The 18,043-nt window shown below is 60.9% G+C and carries 8 protein-coding genes and 2 pseudogenes; 4 read left to right on the top strand and 6 right to left on the bottom strand.

The window, feature by feature from the left end; all coding sequences use genetic code 11:
- Positions 1-101: 101 nt before the first annotated feature.
- The 3 genes from Q8K08_RS15990 to Q8K08_RS15980 all read right to left on the bottom strand — a co-directional run bounded on the left by Q8K08_RS15990 (position 102) and on the right by Q8K08_RS15980 (position 2,985).
- On the bottom strand, positions 102-1,121 hold the full coding sequence (locus tag Q8K08_RS15990; protein ID WP_305250720.1) for a hypothetical protein: 1,020 nt from the start codon (positions 1,119-1,121) through the stop codon (positions 102-104).
- 239 nt (positions 1,122-1,360) lie between these two features.
- On the bottom strand, positions 1,361-2,539 hold the full coding sequence (locus Q8K08_RS15985; protein ID WP_304801619.1) for a PHB depolymerase family esterase: 1,179 nt from the start codon (positions 2,537-2,539) through the stop codon (positions 1,361-1,363).
- Between the two features lie 23 nt (positions 2,540-2,562).
- The gene (locus tag Q8K08_RS15980; RefSeq protein ID WP_305250719.1) at positions 2,563-2,985 is read right to left on the bottom strand and encodes a CopG family transcriptional regulator; all 423 of its coding nucleotides are present in this window, start codon (positions 2,983-2,985) and stop codon (positions 2,563-2,565) included.
- 246 nt (positions 2,986-3,231) lie between these two features.
- On the opposite strand from Q8K08_RS15980, the pseudogene Q8K08_RS15975 reads away from it, so the two are divergent.
- From Q8K08_RS15975 to Q8K08_RS15960, 4 genes and pseudogenes are all read left to right on the top strand, one after another.
- A pseudogene (locus tag Q8K08_RS15975) lies at positions 3,232-3,414 on the top strand (IS5/IS1182 family transposase); the annotation flags it as partial.
- 92 nt (positions 3,415-3,506) lie between these two features.
- A complete protein-coding gene (locus Q8K08_RS15970) occupies positions 3,507-4,442 on the top strand; it encodes a UTP--glucose-1-phosphate uridylyltransferase (protein ID WP_304800826.1) in 936 nt (311 codons plus the stop codon).
- Between the two features lie 195 nt (positions 4,443-4,637).
- A complete protein-coding gene (locus tag Q8K08_RS15965) occupies positions 4,638-4,832 on the top strand; it encodes a hypothetical protein (protein WP_304800829.1) in 195 nt (64 codons plus the stop codon).
- Positions 4,833-4,858: 26 nt separating this feature from the next.
- On the top strand, positions 4,859-13,306 hold the full coding sequence (locus tag Q8K08_RS15960) for a GH36-type glycosyl hydrolase domain-containing protein (RefSeq protein WP_305250718.1): 8,448 nt from the start codon (positions 4,859-4,861) through the stop codon (positions 13,304-13,306).
- A 290-nt stretch (positions 13,307-13,596) separates the two neighbouring features.
- On the opposite strand, the gene Q8K08_RS15955 is transcribed toward Q8K08_RS15960, so the two are convergent.
- From Q8K08_RS15955 to Q8K08_RS15945, 3 genes and pseudogenes are all read right to left on the bottom strand, one after another.
- Complete coding sequence (locus tag Q8K08_RS15955) at positions 13,597-15,063, bottom strand: L-lactate permease (RefSeq protein ID WP_305250717.1); 1,467 nt, start codon at positions 15,061-15,063, stop codon at positions 13,597-13,599.
- Between the two features lies 1 nt (position 15,064).
- Positions 15,065-16,063, bottom strand: a complete 999-nt coding sequence (locus tag Q8K08_RS15950; protein ID WP_304800836.1) for a 2-hydroxyacid dehydrogenase — start codon at positions 16,061-16,063, stop codon at positions 15,065-15,067.
- A gap of 843 nt (positions 16,064-16,906) precedes the next feature.
- Positions 16,907-17,959 (bottom strand): annotated as a pseudogene (locus tag Q8K08_RS15945) (IS110 family transposase).
- Positions 17,960-18,043: the final 84 nt, after the last annotated feature.

Genomic DNA, 18,043 nt, shown 5'->3' with positions numbered 1-18,043 from the left:
ACGGCTTCATCGTTTCATCCGCCTGGCTTGGTGCCACAAAGCATTTCAAACAATTTGGCCGCTGCTTGCGCAGCGGCCAAATTGCTCGGAAAAAGCAAGAGTTACCCTCGGTATGCAAAGCCGCCAAAGATGCGGCCTTCGTCGCGGTGGCGACCTCCACGCACGGCTCCAACGTAGGCGGCAGCGGCGGCAACCATTGCAGCGGCGGCCAGAATGAAAGCCGTCAGGATTGCACTGACGCGGGCAACTTCTGCCGCGTCAATAGCTGCTTGCCTGGCGTCTTCGACCAAACGGTCGGCTTCGGCCTTGGCCGTTTCTGCGGTCTGGATCGCATCGGCGCGGGTCTTCTGTGCAGTGGCGATGGCGTTGTCGACGCGGGTCGTGGCCTCTGGCTGCGAAACAGAAGTGTTTGCGACCACAGCACTGATCAGATAACTGCGTTCGGCATCTGAAACCTCACCCGTCAGAGCAATGTTTCCCATGATTGACGCTGTTTCGCGTGCGACCGTTTCAGGTGCGTTGGTGCCAGCAGTCGCCTGAGCCGGGCGCAGCAAGGTGTCGCTGACATAAGCCATCGGGTTTTGCACGGCTTGTTCGGGAACCATCGCACCGGCGGCAGAGACTGCCCCTTCGGCAACGCCACCAACCACTGATCCGGTTGCTGTTGCAACGTCACCGGCGACAGCACCCACCGTCGTGGCGGCGGATCCGACGGCGGAAACCGTTGTTGACACCGCCGCTCCCAACAAGAATAACGAAGCAACGATCCCTAATCCCCAGACCACAAGCCCGTTGATCCCGTCGCGCACGGTGACTTCGTCTGCACCTACACTGTCGACCCGCCGACGCATCCGTCCTGCGATATAGCCACCAGCCGCATAGCTGCTGACCAAAGTTGCAATGATCCAGAGGGCACTGATCACCAGCATAAAGCTGAAGCTGCCTTTGCCCGGTTCTGCAGAAATTGTTGACAGTCCCAGCACGGCGCCAAAGCCCGCAAACACCGACCCGACGGCCACTGCGACTACGCCGCCGCCGAAAATGGCAGCCCAGTCGATATAAGACCCTTCAAGCGACTTTGACGGTGCCGAGGCTTGGGTCATCTGTTCAGTTCTTTCCATCTTCTGATCCTTCTTGTGCGATCAACGCAGACCGAAAAGGGAAAGAACGGCGAGGACGACGACAACAAGGCCGACTAGGTAGATGATGCTGTTCATGGTAATCCTTGAGTGTACGCGCCCTTTTAAAGGCTGGTTTCATAAGCACTCAACTCGTGACCTCCCGAACGGTTCCATCCCCTCAGCGCACCAATCTGGCCTCGCGCTGTTGAATCTGGCGTTCTGGCCGGAATGTCGGTCGGTCAGTCGCGGCGATGTTGCGCAAAAAAGCGCAGCATTTCAGCGCTGGCATCGGGACCTTTGGGGTCGGTAAAGCTGCCTGCCGTGCTACCCCCCGCCCAGGCATGGCCCGCCCCATGGATCAGCCATACTTCGCCCAGGGTTGTGCCTTCGGCTGACTTCAGGATGGTTCGATCATATGACCTGCCGTTGGCCGGAGTGGATTTGGTGGTGCTGCGCTTGCCCCCCAGACCGCGTTGCGCCTGTTCGACCACTGCATGGGCATTGTCGATATGGACCGTGGTATCGGCCGTTCCGTGGAACACAATTGTCGGGATTTTGTGTTGCGTCACTGTTCCTGACGCGCCATTGCGCATGGCCGCAAAGGCTTGCGGCATATCCGTTGCAGCACCCGCTGCGAGGCCGGAATGAACGCCAACAGCCGCAAACAGATCGGGGTAAGCCTGGGCCAGCAAAACCGCCGCCGCCCCGCCAGCCGACAAACCTGCCACATACACCCGAGCCGGATCTGCATTTTGGGCCAAAAGCACGTCGCGGGTGATTGCCGCAACAATGGCCAACTCGCCAGTCTCGCGCTGCTGATCTTCTGGCCGGAACCAGTTCCAGCATTTGTTCATATTCGCCCCGACTGGCTGGGCCGGATATACGACGATTACCCCCTCAGAATGGGCAAGCGCGTTCATCTGGGTGCCGTCAGCAAAGTCCTGTGGCGATTGGGTGCAACCGTGCAGCATCACAACAACCGGGCAAGGAGTCGTCGGCATTGGGTGGGGCAAGAACACCATGAAATCACGCGAACCTGCCGCACTGTTGTGCCTATGCAGGGTAAAATTAGCATCCTTCCCAAGCGGTCGCGCTGTTCGGTGGCCCGTATCCGGCATTCCGCCACGCGAAATGTCACGCAAGGTCGCACCAAGCGGTTTGCGCGGCTTTGGGGTGGCTGCACCTTGATCAGGTTTGGGTGCGGTGCCTTTCCCGGCGGGCTCCCGGAGGGGGTCGGCCGCAACAGTAAAGACACCGTCGATGATATCGCCGTCTGCCGTAGCATCTTCCACGGACCCGTGATGTTCGTCGGTGCTGCCTTGCAGCATGCGTTGCAGTACTTCAGTCGCGTCGGTCAATTTACCAGCGCGCGTCAACGCCGTTGCCTCGGCCATGCCAGCCAGGAATTTGCGGTTCATTGCGGTCTTTCCAGAATAAGGGGTCAGGACATTCGATCTGAAAGCGCCGACTTCACAGCGGCACTGCACTGAAACGCACCCAAGACCGACACCGAAAGAATGGTGGCACGGGCAAGATCGACAGGGACGTCTGGCTCTATCACTGCGAGGCCAAGCACTCTGATTTCCAGCGCTTCGCCCCTTGATAGCAGAGCCTCAAGTTCCGACTTCGTAAAGCGGTGCAAGCCAAGCACCACGCGCCGCCGCGCCATTGCCTGTTCGACTGCGACAGCATGCTTGTCGATCAAGTTGCGGATCGCCGTTCGAATAAAGTCCGACCGGTTGGCGTAGAACCCCTCCAGAACCAGCAGCTCGATCTGCCCAGCCTCGATGTGACCAAGGTTGATCGTGACCTTTTCACTGTCATTGGGGCGGGGTTCGGCTGTTGTCTTTTGTAGGGCTGGCATTAAATCATCCAAATAACATCCAAGTGGATTACTATTCTGAGATGGATCGGTCGTCAACTCTGAAATTCAGTTGGGGCATCCGCCTGGTTGCTCAAGGCTGCGTCGCGGTAATTGCACAAGCGTAAACACACTTGTTGCTCTACCGATCGGGTATACGGTCAGGGCCGAAAGACTTGGGTCGTGACCATGGGGCAGGCCACTGTTGCACTGTTTCCATCAGGGATTCATCTCGCGAATCCAGTGTCGTATCACTGCCGAAGCTGCGTCGAAACGAAGATGCACTGTGTTAAACTGCCGGGCCGTCGCCTGAGCGCTAGGGACTTTGATCGTCAGGACGGACAGTTCCTGGTCCGCGTCGCCGCGCTTGGCATACCTGTCACAGAAGCTGTGAGGGGGGGTTATGCAGGGGAGGGGGACGCTCGGCCATAAGCTGATTTGTGCAACAGTGCGCCCCACAAGGGAACCTTCTGGGCACCAGTCGTGTTTGTCAGTGCGAACACATTCAAACACTGGAGTCAGGCATGTCGGACACATCTATCAGGACTGTCATCATTCCAGCCGCGGGTCTTGGTACCCGCCTGTTGCCTGCGACCAAAGTGACGGCAAAAGAGCTTTTGCCGGTCTACGACCGCGTGGTGCTGGACTTCGCCATCGAGGAAGCCATCGGCCTGGGTGCAGAGCGGATTGTAGTCGTAATCAGCACTGCAAAGGTTGCGATTCAGGCCTACCTGGCCAGTAAAAATCTCCAAACCGCAGGGCATGACGAGTCATCCAGTGCTGCACAAAAGACTGGCCCGCAAATCACGATCGGCCCGAAAATCAAGACTGGCCCGCAAATTATGTACGTTTTTCAGGACCGCCCGCTCGGGTTGGGGCATGCTGTCCTTTGCTGTAGGGACGTCACACTGCCCGGTCCCTTTGCGGTGCTGCTTCCCGATGACATTGTCATGGGCCCCAACTGTCTTTCCGAAATGTCGTCGCAGTACGCGTCCGGTCACATGGTCGCCGCGATGCAAGTTAAGGCTGAGGAAACGTCGCAATACGGTATCTTTCGGCTGGGCGGATTGCCCAGGGACAGGTGTCTGCCAGTGTCTGGAATGGTCGAAAAACCGGCGCCCGGAACCGCGCCGTCATCCTATGCGGCGGTCGGCCGATACATCCTTGATCCGCTGATTTTCGATGTGTTGGACAATACCCCAAGCGGAAAGGGCGGCGAGGTTCAACTGACCGATGCCATCGCGATTTCTGGTCGCGCCATTCCCGTCGTCGCGTTCAGGTTCAGTGGAACCCGCCATGATTGCGGCAACCACGACGGGCTGCTTGCCGCGTCACTGGCGCGCCAAGATGTGACCCGGCAAGAAAATGCTGTCGCCGAATATGCCGGATCGCATTCACCTACCCCGCAGCGACGAGTCGTGCTACACTCTCACTATAGCAAGACAGTATTGGATTCGTGAATTTTTCGGCCTGCAAGAATGCATCGCCGAAAGTGTGGGAATGACACGAAACGAGTGAAGCCCGATCAGGATTTCTCACCTGCTGGCCTTTACAAAGACGGCGCTTCGAAGACGGAACCTGATGACAGCGTGGGGCGTTCAGTCTCGAGCGACGTCAAGACGTGGGCACTGCCATGACCTGAAAGGATAGAAGCCATGAAATGGGATCAGATCGAAAGCAAATGGGCGGTGATGACCCGCCGCATTCGTGCTGACTGGGGCGACGACCGTATTGCAGCCCGCGAAGGGTCGGTCCGCACGCTCAAACGCCGTGACGACACAACGCCGGGTATCGCAGACACCCAAGTCTTTGCTGTCACGGATTCCGAGATCAAGACACCCGCTAAGTGACAGATTGGCAAGGGAAGTTCCGCCTCATGCAGGCGTCGATGGGTGTGCGCTTTAAGGCGGTTCCCGACGTCTGGGATGACAGCGCTCCGATCCGGTCTGACCTTTTCGGTACCGAGCGTCTTGAGCATCACGCGCAAAGCTTGGCGGCAGCCCAGCTGATAACCACGGGCAAGGCCCTGCGGGTCCAGCCGCTTAGCCGCAGGGTAAGGGAGAATGGCGACATTCTTCTGCAGGCCTACCGGAGCTGTGCACAAGCGGTGCAGTCCGGGCAGGTGATTGCCCCGGCGGCTGAGTGGCTTCTGGACAACTTCCACTTGGTTGAACAGCAGCTTCGCCAGATCCACGACGACCTTCCGCCGGGGTATTATCGTCAGCTACCGAAGCTCGCCGAGGGGCCGTTTGCGGGCTACCCGAGGGTGTTTGGCCTGACGTGGGCCTATGTCGCCCATACCGACAGCCTGATGTCCGGGCCGATCCTGGCACGCTATGTCAAAGCGTATCAGCACGTCCAGCCACTGATGATCGGCGAACTCTGGGCCGTGGCCATTACACTCCGTATTGTCCTGATCGAGAATATGCGCCGTCTTGCGCTACAGATCGTCGAGGGGCACTCGAAGCGCCTTCAGGCGGACGCGATGGTCGATGCGGCGTTGAGCGCGTCGCAGACGCACGGAGAAACCGCGCTATCCGTCATGCAAAGGGTCGTAGCGCCTTATGAATCGAGAGCGCTGCCGGAAATTGTCGCTGGCCAGATCGCCAAGCGGCTTCGGGGCCTTGATCCGTTGCAGACACCCCTTTTGGGCTGGCTGGAAGATCGTCTGACCCGCCAGGGTACGTCGGTTGATGAGGTGATTGCCAACACTCAGGCTCGGCTTGGCGCGTCGAACGTGACCATGCGCAACATCGTTACGTCGATCCGTCTTGCTTCAGAGATGGACTGGGCCGATTTTTTCGAGGACGTGAGTCTGGTCGATGCACGGTTACGGGACAATCCCACCTATGCCGCGATGGATTTTGCCACGCGCAACCGCTATCGGACCGAAATCGAAATTCTTGCACATAATGCGCCGCTGACTGAAGGCGAGGTGGCCGACACTGCCCTTGCCCTTGCCGGGAAGGGTGAAGACGAGCATCGGCGGGATGCAGGATACTGGCTGATCGGAGAGGGTCGCCGAGAGCTTGAGACCGCGATCAGGTTCCGTCCGCCCGCTCGACTGTCGCTGTTTCGCCGGGTTGGAAGATGGGGGTTGGGCGGCTATCTGGGGGCCATCGTTTTGGTGGCTGTGGTGATCTTCATCCCACCGTTGGCGGAGATGGCGACTGCGGGGGTTGGCCCGCTCGGCGTTCTGGCGCTGGCGATGGTCGGGTTCTGGCTTGCTGTGGATTTGGCGACGGCAATCGTCAATACACTCATCACCCGTACGGTGTCGCCCAGACCCCTTCCGGGGTTCGATCTGTCGACAGGCATTCCGCTGCATCTGCGCACTCTGGTCGCCGTCCCGGTCTTGCTGCGCAATACCGACGATATCGCGGAGCAGATTGAGCGGCTTGAGGTTCATCATTTGTCTAGTGCCGGTGGGGCCGTGCATTATGCCTTGCTCTCGGATGCGCCGGACTCTGTCACAGAGGTGGCTTCTGAAGATACCGCGCTTGTCACTGCCGCGTCCGATGCAATTGCGCACCTCAATGCGCGCTACCCAAGCGAGGGCAGCGACCGCTTCTTCTTCCTGCACCGCCGTCGTCTGTGGAATCCGTCCGAGGGCGTCTGGATGGGATGGGAACGCAAGCGCGGAAAGCTGACCGAGTTGAACCGCCTGCTGCGCGGTGCGACCGATACCAGCTACTCGGTGGTCAGCAGTCCGCTGCCCGGCGATGTCCGCTATGTCATCACACTGGACGCCGATACCCGGCTATTGCGCGGGACCGTCGCACAGTTGGTGGGCAAGATTGCGCATCCGATGAACCGCGCTCGGTTTGACGCCACACAGCACGCTGTCACAGGCGGTTATGGCATATTGCAACCCAGAGTGAGCCCGTCTTTGCCCACCGGGCCGGACGGATCAATCTATCAGCAGCTTTTCTCCAGCCCCGGTGGGATTGAGCCATATGCAGCGGCGACGTCGGATGTCTATCAGGACCTGTTCGGCGAGGGCACGTTCACCGGCAAGGGCATCTATGACGTGGACGCGTTTGACGCGGCGCTGGACGGTCGGGTGCCCGAGAATACGCTTCTGAGCCATGATTTGTTCGAGGGAACCTTTGCGCGGGCCGCACTCGTCTCGGATATCGAAGTGGTTGAGGATTATCCGGCGCGCTACGATGTCGACATCCGCCGCCAGCATCGATGGGCACGGGGCGATTGGCAACTTCTGCCATGGATTTTCGGCCGCCATCGCCACGACCGGGGCGGCGTTCCGGCAATAAGTCGCTGGAAAATGATCGATAACCTGCGGCGGTCGATGCTTGCACCGCTGGCGCTGCTATCGCTTGTGGCCGGTTGGATGCTGCCGCTGCCCTTGGCCGCACTGTGGACGGCGCTGACCGTGTCGATGCTTGCGCTCCCGCGTCTTTTGTCATTGCCCTTCGACTTCTTTCCAGCCCGCAGCGGCATCACCCTGAGTAGTCATTTCGCAGCACTGCGGGCGGATGCCCTGACCGCTGTCGGCCAGATCGCAGTCAGCTTGGCATTGCTTGCCAACACCGCTGCGACAATGATGGACGCGGTGTTGCGGACGGCATGGCGGCTTCTGGTGTCACGCCGGTACCTTTTGGAATGGATGACCGCAGCCAAGGCCAACAGCCATGCGCGTCCCACCCTGATGCAACAGTATCTGTCCATGCTGCCTGGTCTGGTGCTGGGTGTGGGCGCATGCGTCTTGGCATGGGTCCTGAACCCGGAAGTCTGGCCGCTGCCGCTAATGTTCGGCCTGATCTGGGCCGCTGCGCCAGCCCTTGCCCGAGTGATCAGCCTGCCGCGGCTGCCGTTGCCCATAGCGTCTCTGTCCAAGGTGCAGGCGCAAGAGTTGCGGCTGATTGCCCGGCGAACCTGGCGGTATTTTGAGACCTTCGTCACACCGGAGGAAAACTTTCTGCCTCCCGACAACTTTCAGGAAACCCCGCGACCCGCCATCGCAACCCGGACGTCGCCCACCAACATCGGGCTTTATCTCCTCTCTACAGTCGCAGCGCATGATATGGGCTGGATCGGCCAACAGACGGCCTTGCAGCGGATGCTCGACACGCTTCAGACCATGCAGCGCATGCCACGCTTTCGCGGCCATCTCTACAATTGGCACGACACCCGAGACCTGCGCGTATTGGATCCGGCCTATGTGTCCTCGGTTGATAGTGGAAATCTTGCGGGGCATCTGATCGCGGTGGCGCAGTCCTGTCGCGCCTGGGCCGCGCAGCCCGTGCGCGAAGACGGGGCCGTACGTCAGGCGATGGGCGATTGTGCAATTCTTGTCCGCCGCTCGCTTGGGCGGGATGCCGACCAATTGGACCTCATCCGCACGCTTACGGCGATCGCTGCGGCGGCGGCAGATCCGGCGACGCCCCTCGCAACGCTGACAGCGCAGATGGGCAACGCCGTGCGCCTGAGCGGCGACACGCCTTCCGAGGCGAAGTTCTGGACGCTCGCGATGCAATCCACACTTGCCGATCACCTGTCAGATCAGACCGGGTCCGGCGATACCCAGCTTCTGCGGGATGTCGAGTCGCTTTGCCGCAGCCTTGCACTAGAGATGGACTTCACTTTCCTTCTCGACCCGGACCGAAAGCTGCTCTCCATCGGCTTTTCCGTGGCGACCAACCGGCTGGATACCAACTGTTACGACCTACTTGCCTCTGAAGCGCGGCTGGCGAGCCTTTTTGCCATTGCCAAAGGCGATGTGGCCACCCGGCACTGGTTCCACCTGGGCCGCCCGACAACGCCGATCGGATCGGCTGCTGCGCTGATCTCTTGGTCGGGCAGCATGTTCGAATACCTGATGCCATCGCTTGTGATGCGCGCTCCGGCAGGATCTGTGCTGGAACAGACCACACGGCTGGTCGTCGCCCGTCAGCGCAGTTACGCGGCAGGGTTAAGCATCCCTTGGGGAATATCCGAATCTTCCTACAACGCCCGCGACCTTGAGATGACCTATCAATACTCCAACTTCGGGGTGCCGGGTCTGGGTCTGAAACGCGGTCTCAGCGAGAACCGTGTAATCGCGCCCTATGCAACAGCGCTGGCTGCGATGATCGACCCGGTCGCGGCGGCGCAAAACTATGCCGTTCTTGCAGACATTGGCGCCGAGGGGCGCTACGGCTTTTACGAGGCGGTAGACTTCACACCCTCGCGCCTGCAGTCCGGTGAAACGCGGTCCATCGTCCGCAGCTTCATGGCGCATCATCAGGGCATGACGATCACCGCCATTGCCAACATCCTTCAGAATGGTCGCCTGCGGGACAGGTTCCATGCCGAACCGATGATTCAGGGCGCTGAACTACTGCTGCAAGAGCGGGTTCCCCGTGATGTCGCCAGTGCGCCACCGCGAGCGACCGAGGTGCTGGTCGCCCCTGTTGAAAATCACGACACACCGGCTGTCCGGGCCTATGAAAGCCCGGCCACGGATGCGCCAACGGCTCATCTTCTGTCCAACGGCAACTATGGCGTGATGCTGACCGCAACCGGCGAAGGGTTCAGCCGCTGGCGCGACATGGCGATTACCCGCTGGCGGCCCGAGGCGGCTCAGGCAGCGCATGGGTCTTTCCTGTTCCTGCGCGACACGGCTTCAGGCGAAGTCTGGTCGGCTGGCGTCCAGCCAACACGGGCCAAGACCGACAGTCACCGTGCCGTATTTTGCGAACACCACGCGGCCTTCACCCACCATATGCCGCAGCTGACGACCCTGACCGAAGTTGTTGTCTCAGCCGAAGACGATGCCGAGGCCCGGCGCGTCACCCTGACCAACAGCGGGCGGCGCGCCCGGGAAATCGATGTGACATCCTACGCAGAACTGGTGCTCGCTCCGCCAGCGGCTGATCAGGCACATCCGGCTTTCTCCAAGATGTTCGTGGTGACGGACTTCCTGCCCGAACTGGGTGTGGTCATCGCCACCCGCCGCCGGCGTTCACCCTCTGACCCTGAGGTCTGGGCTGCGCATATCGCGGTGGTAGAGGGCGAAGACACCGCCCCGATCCAGATCGAGACGGACCGCGCGAAATTCATCGGGCGCGGGCACGACATTGCCTCGGCGGCGATGATGGACCAGCCCCTGTCCGGGACAACCGGGACAGTTCTGGACCCGATCTTCTCTATCCGTCGCCGGATCAGTATTCCGGCTGGCGGCACCACCCGCGTGACCTTCTGGACAATGGTTGCCGATACGCCGGATGCGCTTCTCGACCTGGTGGATCGACACCGCGACCCCTCGGCTTTCGCGCGCGCAGCCACCCTCGCCTGGACACAAGCGCAGGTCCAGTTGCGTCACCTTGGCATCACCCACGCCGACGCGGCCGACTTCCAGACTTTGGGCGGCATGCTCATCCGCAACGACGCCCGGCTGCGCGCTTCGCCTGCCCAGATTATTGCGGGCGCGGCGCCGCAGTCCGCGCTCTGGGCGTTGAGCATATCGGGGGACCTGCCGATCGTGTTGTTGCGGATTGACGATTCCGCAGACATTTCCGTCCTACATCAGGCAATCAGCGCCCATGAGTACTGGCAGATGCACCAGCATGCAGTGGATCTTGTCGTGCTCAACGACCGGACCTCATCGTATGTGCAGGATCTGCAGATCGCCATCGACAGCGCCGTGCGTGCCGCGCGCTCCCGCCCGCGGGCCATTGGCATCCACGCCCCGGTCAACGGCACGATCCACGCGTTGCGCGCCGACCTTCTCAATCCCGGCGCAAGAGAGCACCTTGTTTCGGTGGCGCGCGCGGTCCTTGTTGCAAGCCGGGGTGATCTTGCCAGCCAATTGTCGCGCCTTTCACCCCTTCCGGTGCCGGTGCCGGTGCCGATGGCTGCCAGCCTGACTGCGCCAAGTCCGTCATCGCCACCGCCCGAATTGCCGCAACTTGAATTCTTCAACGGCATCGGCGGCTTCGGTCTGGACGGGCGCGAATATGTGACCATCCTTCAGGGCGGGCGCACCACTCCGGCCCCCTGGATCAACGTTGTCGCCAACCCAAGCTTCGGGTTTCAGGTCTCAGCAGAAGGGAATGGCCACGTCTGGTCGGAAAACAGCCGCGAGAATCAGATCACTCCGTGGTCGAACGACCCTGTCACCGACCCGTCCGGCGAAGCGATCTATCTGCATGATCTGGAGAGCGGTCAGGTCTGGACACCAACAGCCCTGCCGATTCGCGGACCTGACACTTACATCGCACGCCACGGCTTTGGCTATTCCCGCTTCCAGCACAATGCGCATGACATCGCGGCCGACATGACCCAGTTCGTTCCGCTGGATGCGCCCGCCAAGATCACCCGCCTTCACCTGCGCAACAACGGCACCACGACGCGCACCCTTGCGGTCACGGCCTACGCAGAATGGGTGCTGGGCACGTCGCGGGGGGCAAGCGCGCCCTATATCCTCACGCGCATTGATCCTGCGACCGGGGCGATTCTGGCGCAGAACACATTCAGCACCGCCTTTCCGGGTCGCGTCGCTTTTGCCGATTTCGGGGCAGGCGTGTCCAGCCTGACCGCCGACCGGGCCGAGTTCATCGGGACTGGTGGTTCGCATGCCGCTCCGGCTGGCATCCACAACGCACCTCTTTCAGGCAAGACCGGCCCGGCGCTCGACCCCTGCGCCGCCTTGCAGCGCCGGGTCACCCTCCGCCCCGGTGAAACGGTGTCACTTACCTTCCTGATCGGTCAGACAGACAGCGACACGACCGCCAGTGCCCTGATCCAACGATTGCGCTTGGTCGATTCTGATGACCTTCTGTCTGCGGTAAAAGACCATTGGAGCGGGCTTCTCGGTAGCGTTCAGATCCGCTCCCCTGACCGGGCGATGGACATCCTGCTGAACGGCTGGCTCATGTACCAGACACTTGCCTGCCGTATCTGGGCGCGGGCTGGGTTCTATCAGGCCAGTGGAGCCTATGGTTTTCGCGACCAGTTGCAGGATGGCATGGCGCTGACTTTCGCGCGTCCCGAGATGACGCGCGCGCACCTTTTGCGCGCTGCCGCCCGCCAATTCCCCGAGGGAGACGTGCAGCACTGGTGGTTGCCACATTCCGGTCAGGGCGTACGTACCCGCATCTCGGACGACCGCGTGTGGCTTGGCTACGGCGTCACGCGCTACATTGCTGTATCGGGTGACACGTCGATCCTGAACGAAGAAGTGCCGTTCCTGCAGGGCCCGCAGGTACCACCAGGGGCGCATGATGACTTCTTCCAACCTCAGGTGTCCGAAGACACCGCAAGCCTATTTGAACACTGCGCCCGGGGGCTGGACCAGGCCATCGCGCTGACGGGCCAGAATGGAATGCCCCTGATCGGCACCGGCGACTGGAACGACGGGATGAACCGCGTGGGCGAAGGCGGCAAGGGCACGAGTGTCTGGCTTGGCTGGCTTTTGATCGCGACAATCGACCTGATGGCCCCGCTGGCCGATGCCCGCGACCCGGGCCGTGCCAAGCGCTGGCGCACCCACGCAAGATCGGTTCTGGACGCTATCGAGAAAGACGGCTGGGATGGGGAGTGGTACCGGCGCGGCACCTTCGACGATGGCACCTTGCTCGGTTCGGCAAGCTCAGACGAATGCCGCATCGACAGCATCGCACAATCATGGGCTGTCCTGTCCGGGGCCGCCGACCCAGTCCGTGCGCGTACCGCGATGGCCTCGATGACGACACACCTCATCCGTCCCGATCCCGGTCTTGCGCTGCTTTTTGCGCCGCCTTTCGACCGTACTCCGTTGGACCCCGGTTACATCAAAGGCTACCCACCCGGCCTGCGCGAGAACGGCGGCCAATACAGCCACGCCGCGATGTGGGCGATCCTTGCGCACGCAAAGCTTGGCGACGGGGATGCCGCGCACGAGCTGTTCGCGATGCTGAACCCGATCAACCATGCTCTGACCCGCCCCGATGCAGACCGCTATAAGGTTGAACCCTACGTCGTTGCGGCCGATGTTTATTCCACGCCACCCCACACCGGTCGCGGTGGCTGGACCTGGTATACGGGGTCGGCCGGCTGGATGTATCGCGCCGGCATCGAGGGGATCGTCGGTCTTACCCGCAACGGCGGAACCCTTTGCTTGAATCCGTCCCTTCCGAAATTCTGGCCCGAGCTTACCGTGAACATCACTCTGGACGCGGCGCACTATGCCGTGTCAATCCACAATCCTGACGGCTGTGGGGCCGGAATCCGATCTGCAGACTTGAACGGCACAGAACTGACTGTGGCGGAAAATGGACTGATAATTGCGTTGCAAGACGGTAAACACCGCTTGAATATCGTCCTCGGGCGCCGGGATGCCTGAGTATGTGGACGGGACCGCAAGCTCATGGTTATGAACAGCCCCTAGATCTGTAGGCGCCTTGCTTGGTAATCCTTGAAGAATGCGTGCGTCTATCTACCGGATCCCAAGCGCGTGCCGGTGTCTGCTTAAACAGTATAGAAGCCGACCAGCAGGAGCAGGCAGTAGCTTGAACCAGCCGGAAATCTGTCCAAACATCGAAAAGTATATCAGGTGGAAACGTTTGGCTGGTCAAAGCCTTGACGTCTTTTGTGGCGTTGCAAGCATTTGCGTCATGTTGAAGCCAAGCAATGTCAAAACTGCCGTGAGGCGATGAAGACTATGATCCCTACAAATGTGGTGTAGGTCAGAACCGGGATCAGGGTGCGGGCAAGCACCTCTCCGTCCCGCCCCGAAAGGCCGACTGTTGCCGCGCCCGCAATGATGTTGTGCGGCGCGATCGCATTCCCAATGGCTGCCCCGACGCCTTGTGCCGCTGCCATCAGCACCACCGGCAGGTCGAGGGCGCGCGCCGTCGCTGCCTGAAAGTCCGTAAACAGGATGTTAGAAGCTGTGGCCGAACCACTGACAAAAGTTCCAAGCATGCCGATGAACGGCGAAAGCAGCGGCCACAGCGCCCCGGCCTGTGACGCCGCCCCGGCAAGCTGGGCAATCAGGCCGCCATGCACCATCAACCGCGCCAGGGCGAGCATCACCAGAAGCGCCAATGCGACAGGGGCAAGCCTGCGCAGGGCTGCGCCAAGGGCTGGCCCCAACAATGCCCCGCGACCGGTCAACAACGCCCCGGCTACCAAACCCGCCGCCAGCATAGTGCCGGGGTGATAAAAGGGTGCGAAACCGCCGGAATAGCCCAACCACTCCCACCCCAACCACAGGCTGGACAACGCGACCTGCACAGGCGGAAGCAGCCGTGTCAGCAGGACCAGCGCGACAATCAGCAGATACGGGGCCAGATCGCTTAACCTCCACTTCCCCTCATCGATCCGCTTCAGGTGTAGAGACCGCATGACCACGGCAAAGATCGCCCCGCCGGCGAGGGCGCCCCCCAGCGTGGGCAATTCCGGCCCGGCCAGCCCGGCCAGCAGCAGTGCGGGCAACAGGAAACACAGGGCCGCAAGGAGTGCGATCCCCACATGCCTGCGTGTCAGTGGCACATCAGTTGCCAAACGCATCACCCAAAGCGACAGCACGCAAAGAGGCAGTGCATGCACCATCATGGTCAGCGCTGCCAACTGTGATCCGGGCAGGCCGAGCAGGCCAATCTGTGCCAGTGCGGGCGTGCCGACTGCCCCGAACGACACACCTGCCGCATGCCCCAAAAGCGCTAGCGTCACGGCCCTGACCGGCGTGAAGCCGAGGCCGACCAAGAGCGGAGCAGCCAACGCCACAGGCGCCCCGAACCCTGCGGCCCCCTCCATAAACAGCCCGAAGAACCACGCAATCAGCAGGGCCTGAACCGCGCGGTCATCGCTGAGCCGCGTGAGGGCAAGGCGTATCCGCTCTAAAGCGCCGGACTGCGATTGAACCTCGTATATCACCAGAGCAGGCAAGATGATCCACAAAATGGTAAGCGTGCTGCTTGCGGCCTCTGCGGCGACCCCGGCAACCATCACGGCACCACCAGATAAACCGTTGCCCCCCAGGATCACCGCCAGTGCCACGCAAAGCCCGACCGCACCGGCCAGCGCCGCGCGCCAGTGCAGAAGGGCCATCGTCAGGACCACAACAACGATCGGCAGGGCCGCCAGCGCGGTTGGCATCTCAATCCGGCCGGGAAACTGGATGAAGCGGCACCCCACTTTGCCGAAAGACTGTGATATTGGCGACGGTAATTTCGGCGATCGCCTCCAGCGCCTCGCGCGTGAAAAAGCCTTGATGACCCGTGATCAGCACATTGGGAAAGGTCAGCAGCCGCGCAAAGACATCATCCGGGATGAAACTGTCCGAGAGATCTTCAAAGAACAGATCGCCTTCCTCTTCATACACATCCAGCCCAAGCGCCCCGATCTGCTCCGATTTCAGCCCCCGGATCGCGGCGCGGGTGTCAATCACCGCGCCGCGCGAGGTGTTGATCAGCATGACCCCCGGCTTCATGGCGGCGATGGCCGCGTCATTGATCAGATGATGCGTTGCAGGGGTGAGTGGGCATTGCAGCGTGATGATGTCAGAGCGTTTCAGAAGCTGGTCCATCGGAACGTAGGCCACACCCAAGGCCTCGCATTCGGCACTGGGCTGGGGATCGCAGGCCAGCACTTCGCAGCCAAAGCCACGCAGGATGCGCGCCAGAACCGTGCCGATCAGCCCGGTGCCGACAATGCCCGCCACCTTGCCATGCATGTCAAAGCCCATCAGCCCATCCAGCGCAAAGTTTCCTTCGCGCACCCGATTGTAGGCGCGATGCGTCTTGCGGTTCAGCGCAAGGATCAGGGCGACCGTATGTTCGGCGACTGCATGTGGGGAATAGGCGGGCACACGGGCCACAGCAATCCCGGCAGCCTGCGCGGCGATCAGATCGACATGGTTGAATCCGGCCGAGCGCAGCGCGATCATCCGCACGCCCAAAGCGGCAAGCTCGGCGATCACCTCGGCGCCCAAATCGTCATTGACGAAGGCACAGACCACCTCTGCGCTTTCCGCCAGCCGGGCGGTGTCCTTGTTCAGGCGCGCTTCGTGAAAGTTCAACTCCAGCGCCTGCCCCTCGGCGGCGAGGCTCAGCAGGGACCGGTCGTGGGGCTTGGTGCTGAATACATCGACACGCATGGCAAACCTCGGCTTATTTGATGGGTCTCAATACCCAGTCAGGCTTCTTTAGCAAACTTTCCCGCCTTTATACCGACATGAAACACAGAGCGGGACATCGTTTTGTCGGAACCTTTCAAATGCTGAAAAAGGGTTTGAGACAAATGGCGATACCTTTCGCCATTCCCCGTATGCAAAAGACTGCCTAAGGAAAGCAGCTGCGCGGACCGGGCTCTGTCTATGGGTAAAGAGTGGTGAAGGTGGCACCGTTTCCCTATCAGAGGAACAGCGACGGTGTGATGTTGACGCAGCCGGAGAGTTCTTGCCGCTTGACGTTGGTGCAATCTTGGCTTGCAAGGGATGGAACGCCCTCGTTTCCAACTGGCAGAGACGCCCGGAGTGACCTGCTCCCGTGGTGGTGCGCGTGACTGTGTCATCGCGCCCCGCCGGAAGATCTCGACGATCCGCATCGGGCCGCCGCGAGCCAAGGGCATGGTTCGCGCAGGGTGAGCGGGACGACTTCGGCGCTGGCCAGGTGAACTGATGCGGTGGATGCCCCCACCCGCCGGCATCTGATACCATGACGTGTGTGGATGCCCCCTGTTTGGCAAGCACTATCTTTGATTTTCTGCGGGGTCTTCGATCGGACGTGTGTCAGGCCTCTGAGTGTGGCCCTCTATGACGCCACGGGCCGGTATGCTGTTCGGAAGGCTGGGTTCACATCGGTTCAGAGAGCTGCAAGCGCTCGAGCCCCGGGTCTGAATTTCCCTGCCTTGAACTTCGAAGTCCGTATCGCATACTCCTCGTCGATCGCTCACCCTGGCCTTGCGGCCATGCCGTGCCTTTCTCCTTTTCGGGGTTAGGTCACGCCATTCGATAATTCTCCTTCTTTGTCGAAAGTGCCCAGATCATCCGCGCCATCTTGTTCGCCAAGGCAACGGCGGCGACCATCTTTGGTTTGCGTGCCACCAGTGCGGCCAACCAGCGGTTTGCACTGCCGCCTCTGCGAACTACCCAGCGGATTACGCTCATGGCACCAACGATCAGCAATCTACGGATGTCGGTTTGCCCCATTTTGCTGACCGATCCCAGTCTGGCTTTTCCGCCCGTTGACCTTTGTCGCGGCAGTGCGGGCCGAAACGCGATCCGTCCGAGTGACGGACCGCACGCCCAGCCAAGCGGCGAAGTTGCGGCCGCTGTCAAATGTATCAAGATCAGGGGCGAATGCCGCGACAGCGCCGGCGGTGACAGGGCCGATACCGGGGATAGTGCAAAGCCTGCGCAATTGTTCATCTGTCTTCGATGAGGTTTCCAACTCATCGGAAAGCCGGTCAACGACTTCGGTGAGATGCGCAATCTGCTCAACATAGATCGACCCCATGTGTCGGACCGGCTCGGGCAGGTCTGTGTTCTCGTCAGCAAGGGCGTTCTCAAGCAGCTTGAGACTTGCGGGGCCTTTGGGTGCGACCAACCCAAATTCAGCCAAATGGCCGCGCAGGGCGTTGATCAGCTGCGTCCGCTGTCGAACCATACATTGATGCGTTCGGAATGCGACAGCACGACCTTGGGTTGCCGCGCTCTTTACTGCCACAAACCGCATGGTTGGTCGCAAGGCCGCCTCCGCAATGGCTTCTGCATCCGCGCGGTCATTCTTCTGGCGTTTTACGAACGGCTTCACGTAAGCAGCTGGTACAAGCCGAACCTTATGGCCGTGGCTTTGCGCAAACCTCCCCAGTGATGCGAGGTGGCACAAGCCTCCATTGCCACAGTGCAGGCAGGGTGGTCAGCCAACAGCGTTGCCAAACGCGTTCTCGACATAGCGCGGTTGAAAACAACCATCCCATCAAGCCCAACTGCACAGACCTGAAAACTGCCTTTTGCCAAGTCGATCGCCAAAATACTGATCTTTGATGTCATCGATGTGCCCTCCACTAAGCGAATATACAACCGTCATGCTATCCGATGCCGGCGGGTGGGGGCATCCACCGCATCAGTTCAGTC

It is taken from the genome of Pseudotabrizicola sp. (assembly GCF_030684215.1).
Classification (GTDB): Bacteria; Pseudomonadota; Alphaproteobacteria; order Rhodobacterales; family Rhodobacteraceae; genus Pseudotabrizicola.
The sequence above is the reverse complement of the archived record's forward strand: the minus strand, read 5'-3'. Positions and strand labels throughout refer to the sequence as shown.

Coding starts and splice junctions, on each gene's coding strand:
- Q8K08_RS15990 (WP_305250720.1), bottom strand. CDS start 1,121: ATGGAAAGAACTGAACAGATGACCCAAGCCTCGGCACCGTCAAAGTCG.
- Q8K08_RS15985 (WP_304801619.1), bottom strand. CDS start 2,539: ATGAACCGCAAATTCCTGGCTGGCATGGCCGAGGCAACGGCGTTGACG.
- Q8K08_RS15980 (WP_305250719.1), bottom strand. CDS start 2,985: ATGCCAGCCCTACAAAAGACAACAGCCGAACCCCGCCCCAATGACAGT.
- Q8K08_RS15970 (WP_304800826.1), top strand. CDS start 3,507: ATGTCGGACACATCTATCAGGACTGTCATCATTCCAGCCGCGGGTCTT.
- Q8K08_RS15965 (WP_304800829.1), top strand. CDS start 4,638: ATGAAATGGGATCAGATCGAAAGCAAATGGGCGGTGATGACCCGCCGC.
- Q8K08_RS15960 (WP_305250718.1), top strand. CDS start 4,859: ATGCAGGCGTCGATGGGTGTGCGCTTTAAGGCGGTTCCCGACGTCTGG.
- Q8K08_RS15955 (WP_305250717.1), bottom strand. CDS start 15,063: ATGCCAACCGCGCTGGCGGCCCTGCCGATCGTTGTTGTGGTCCTGACG.
- Q8K08_RS15950 (WP_304800836.1), bottom strand. CDS start 16,063: ATGCGTGTCGATGTATTCAGCACCAAGCCCCACGACCGGTCCCTGCTG.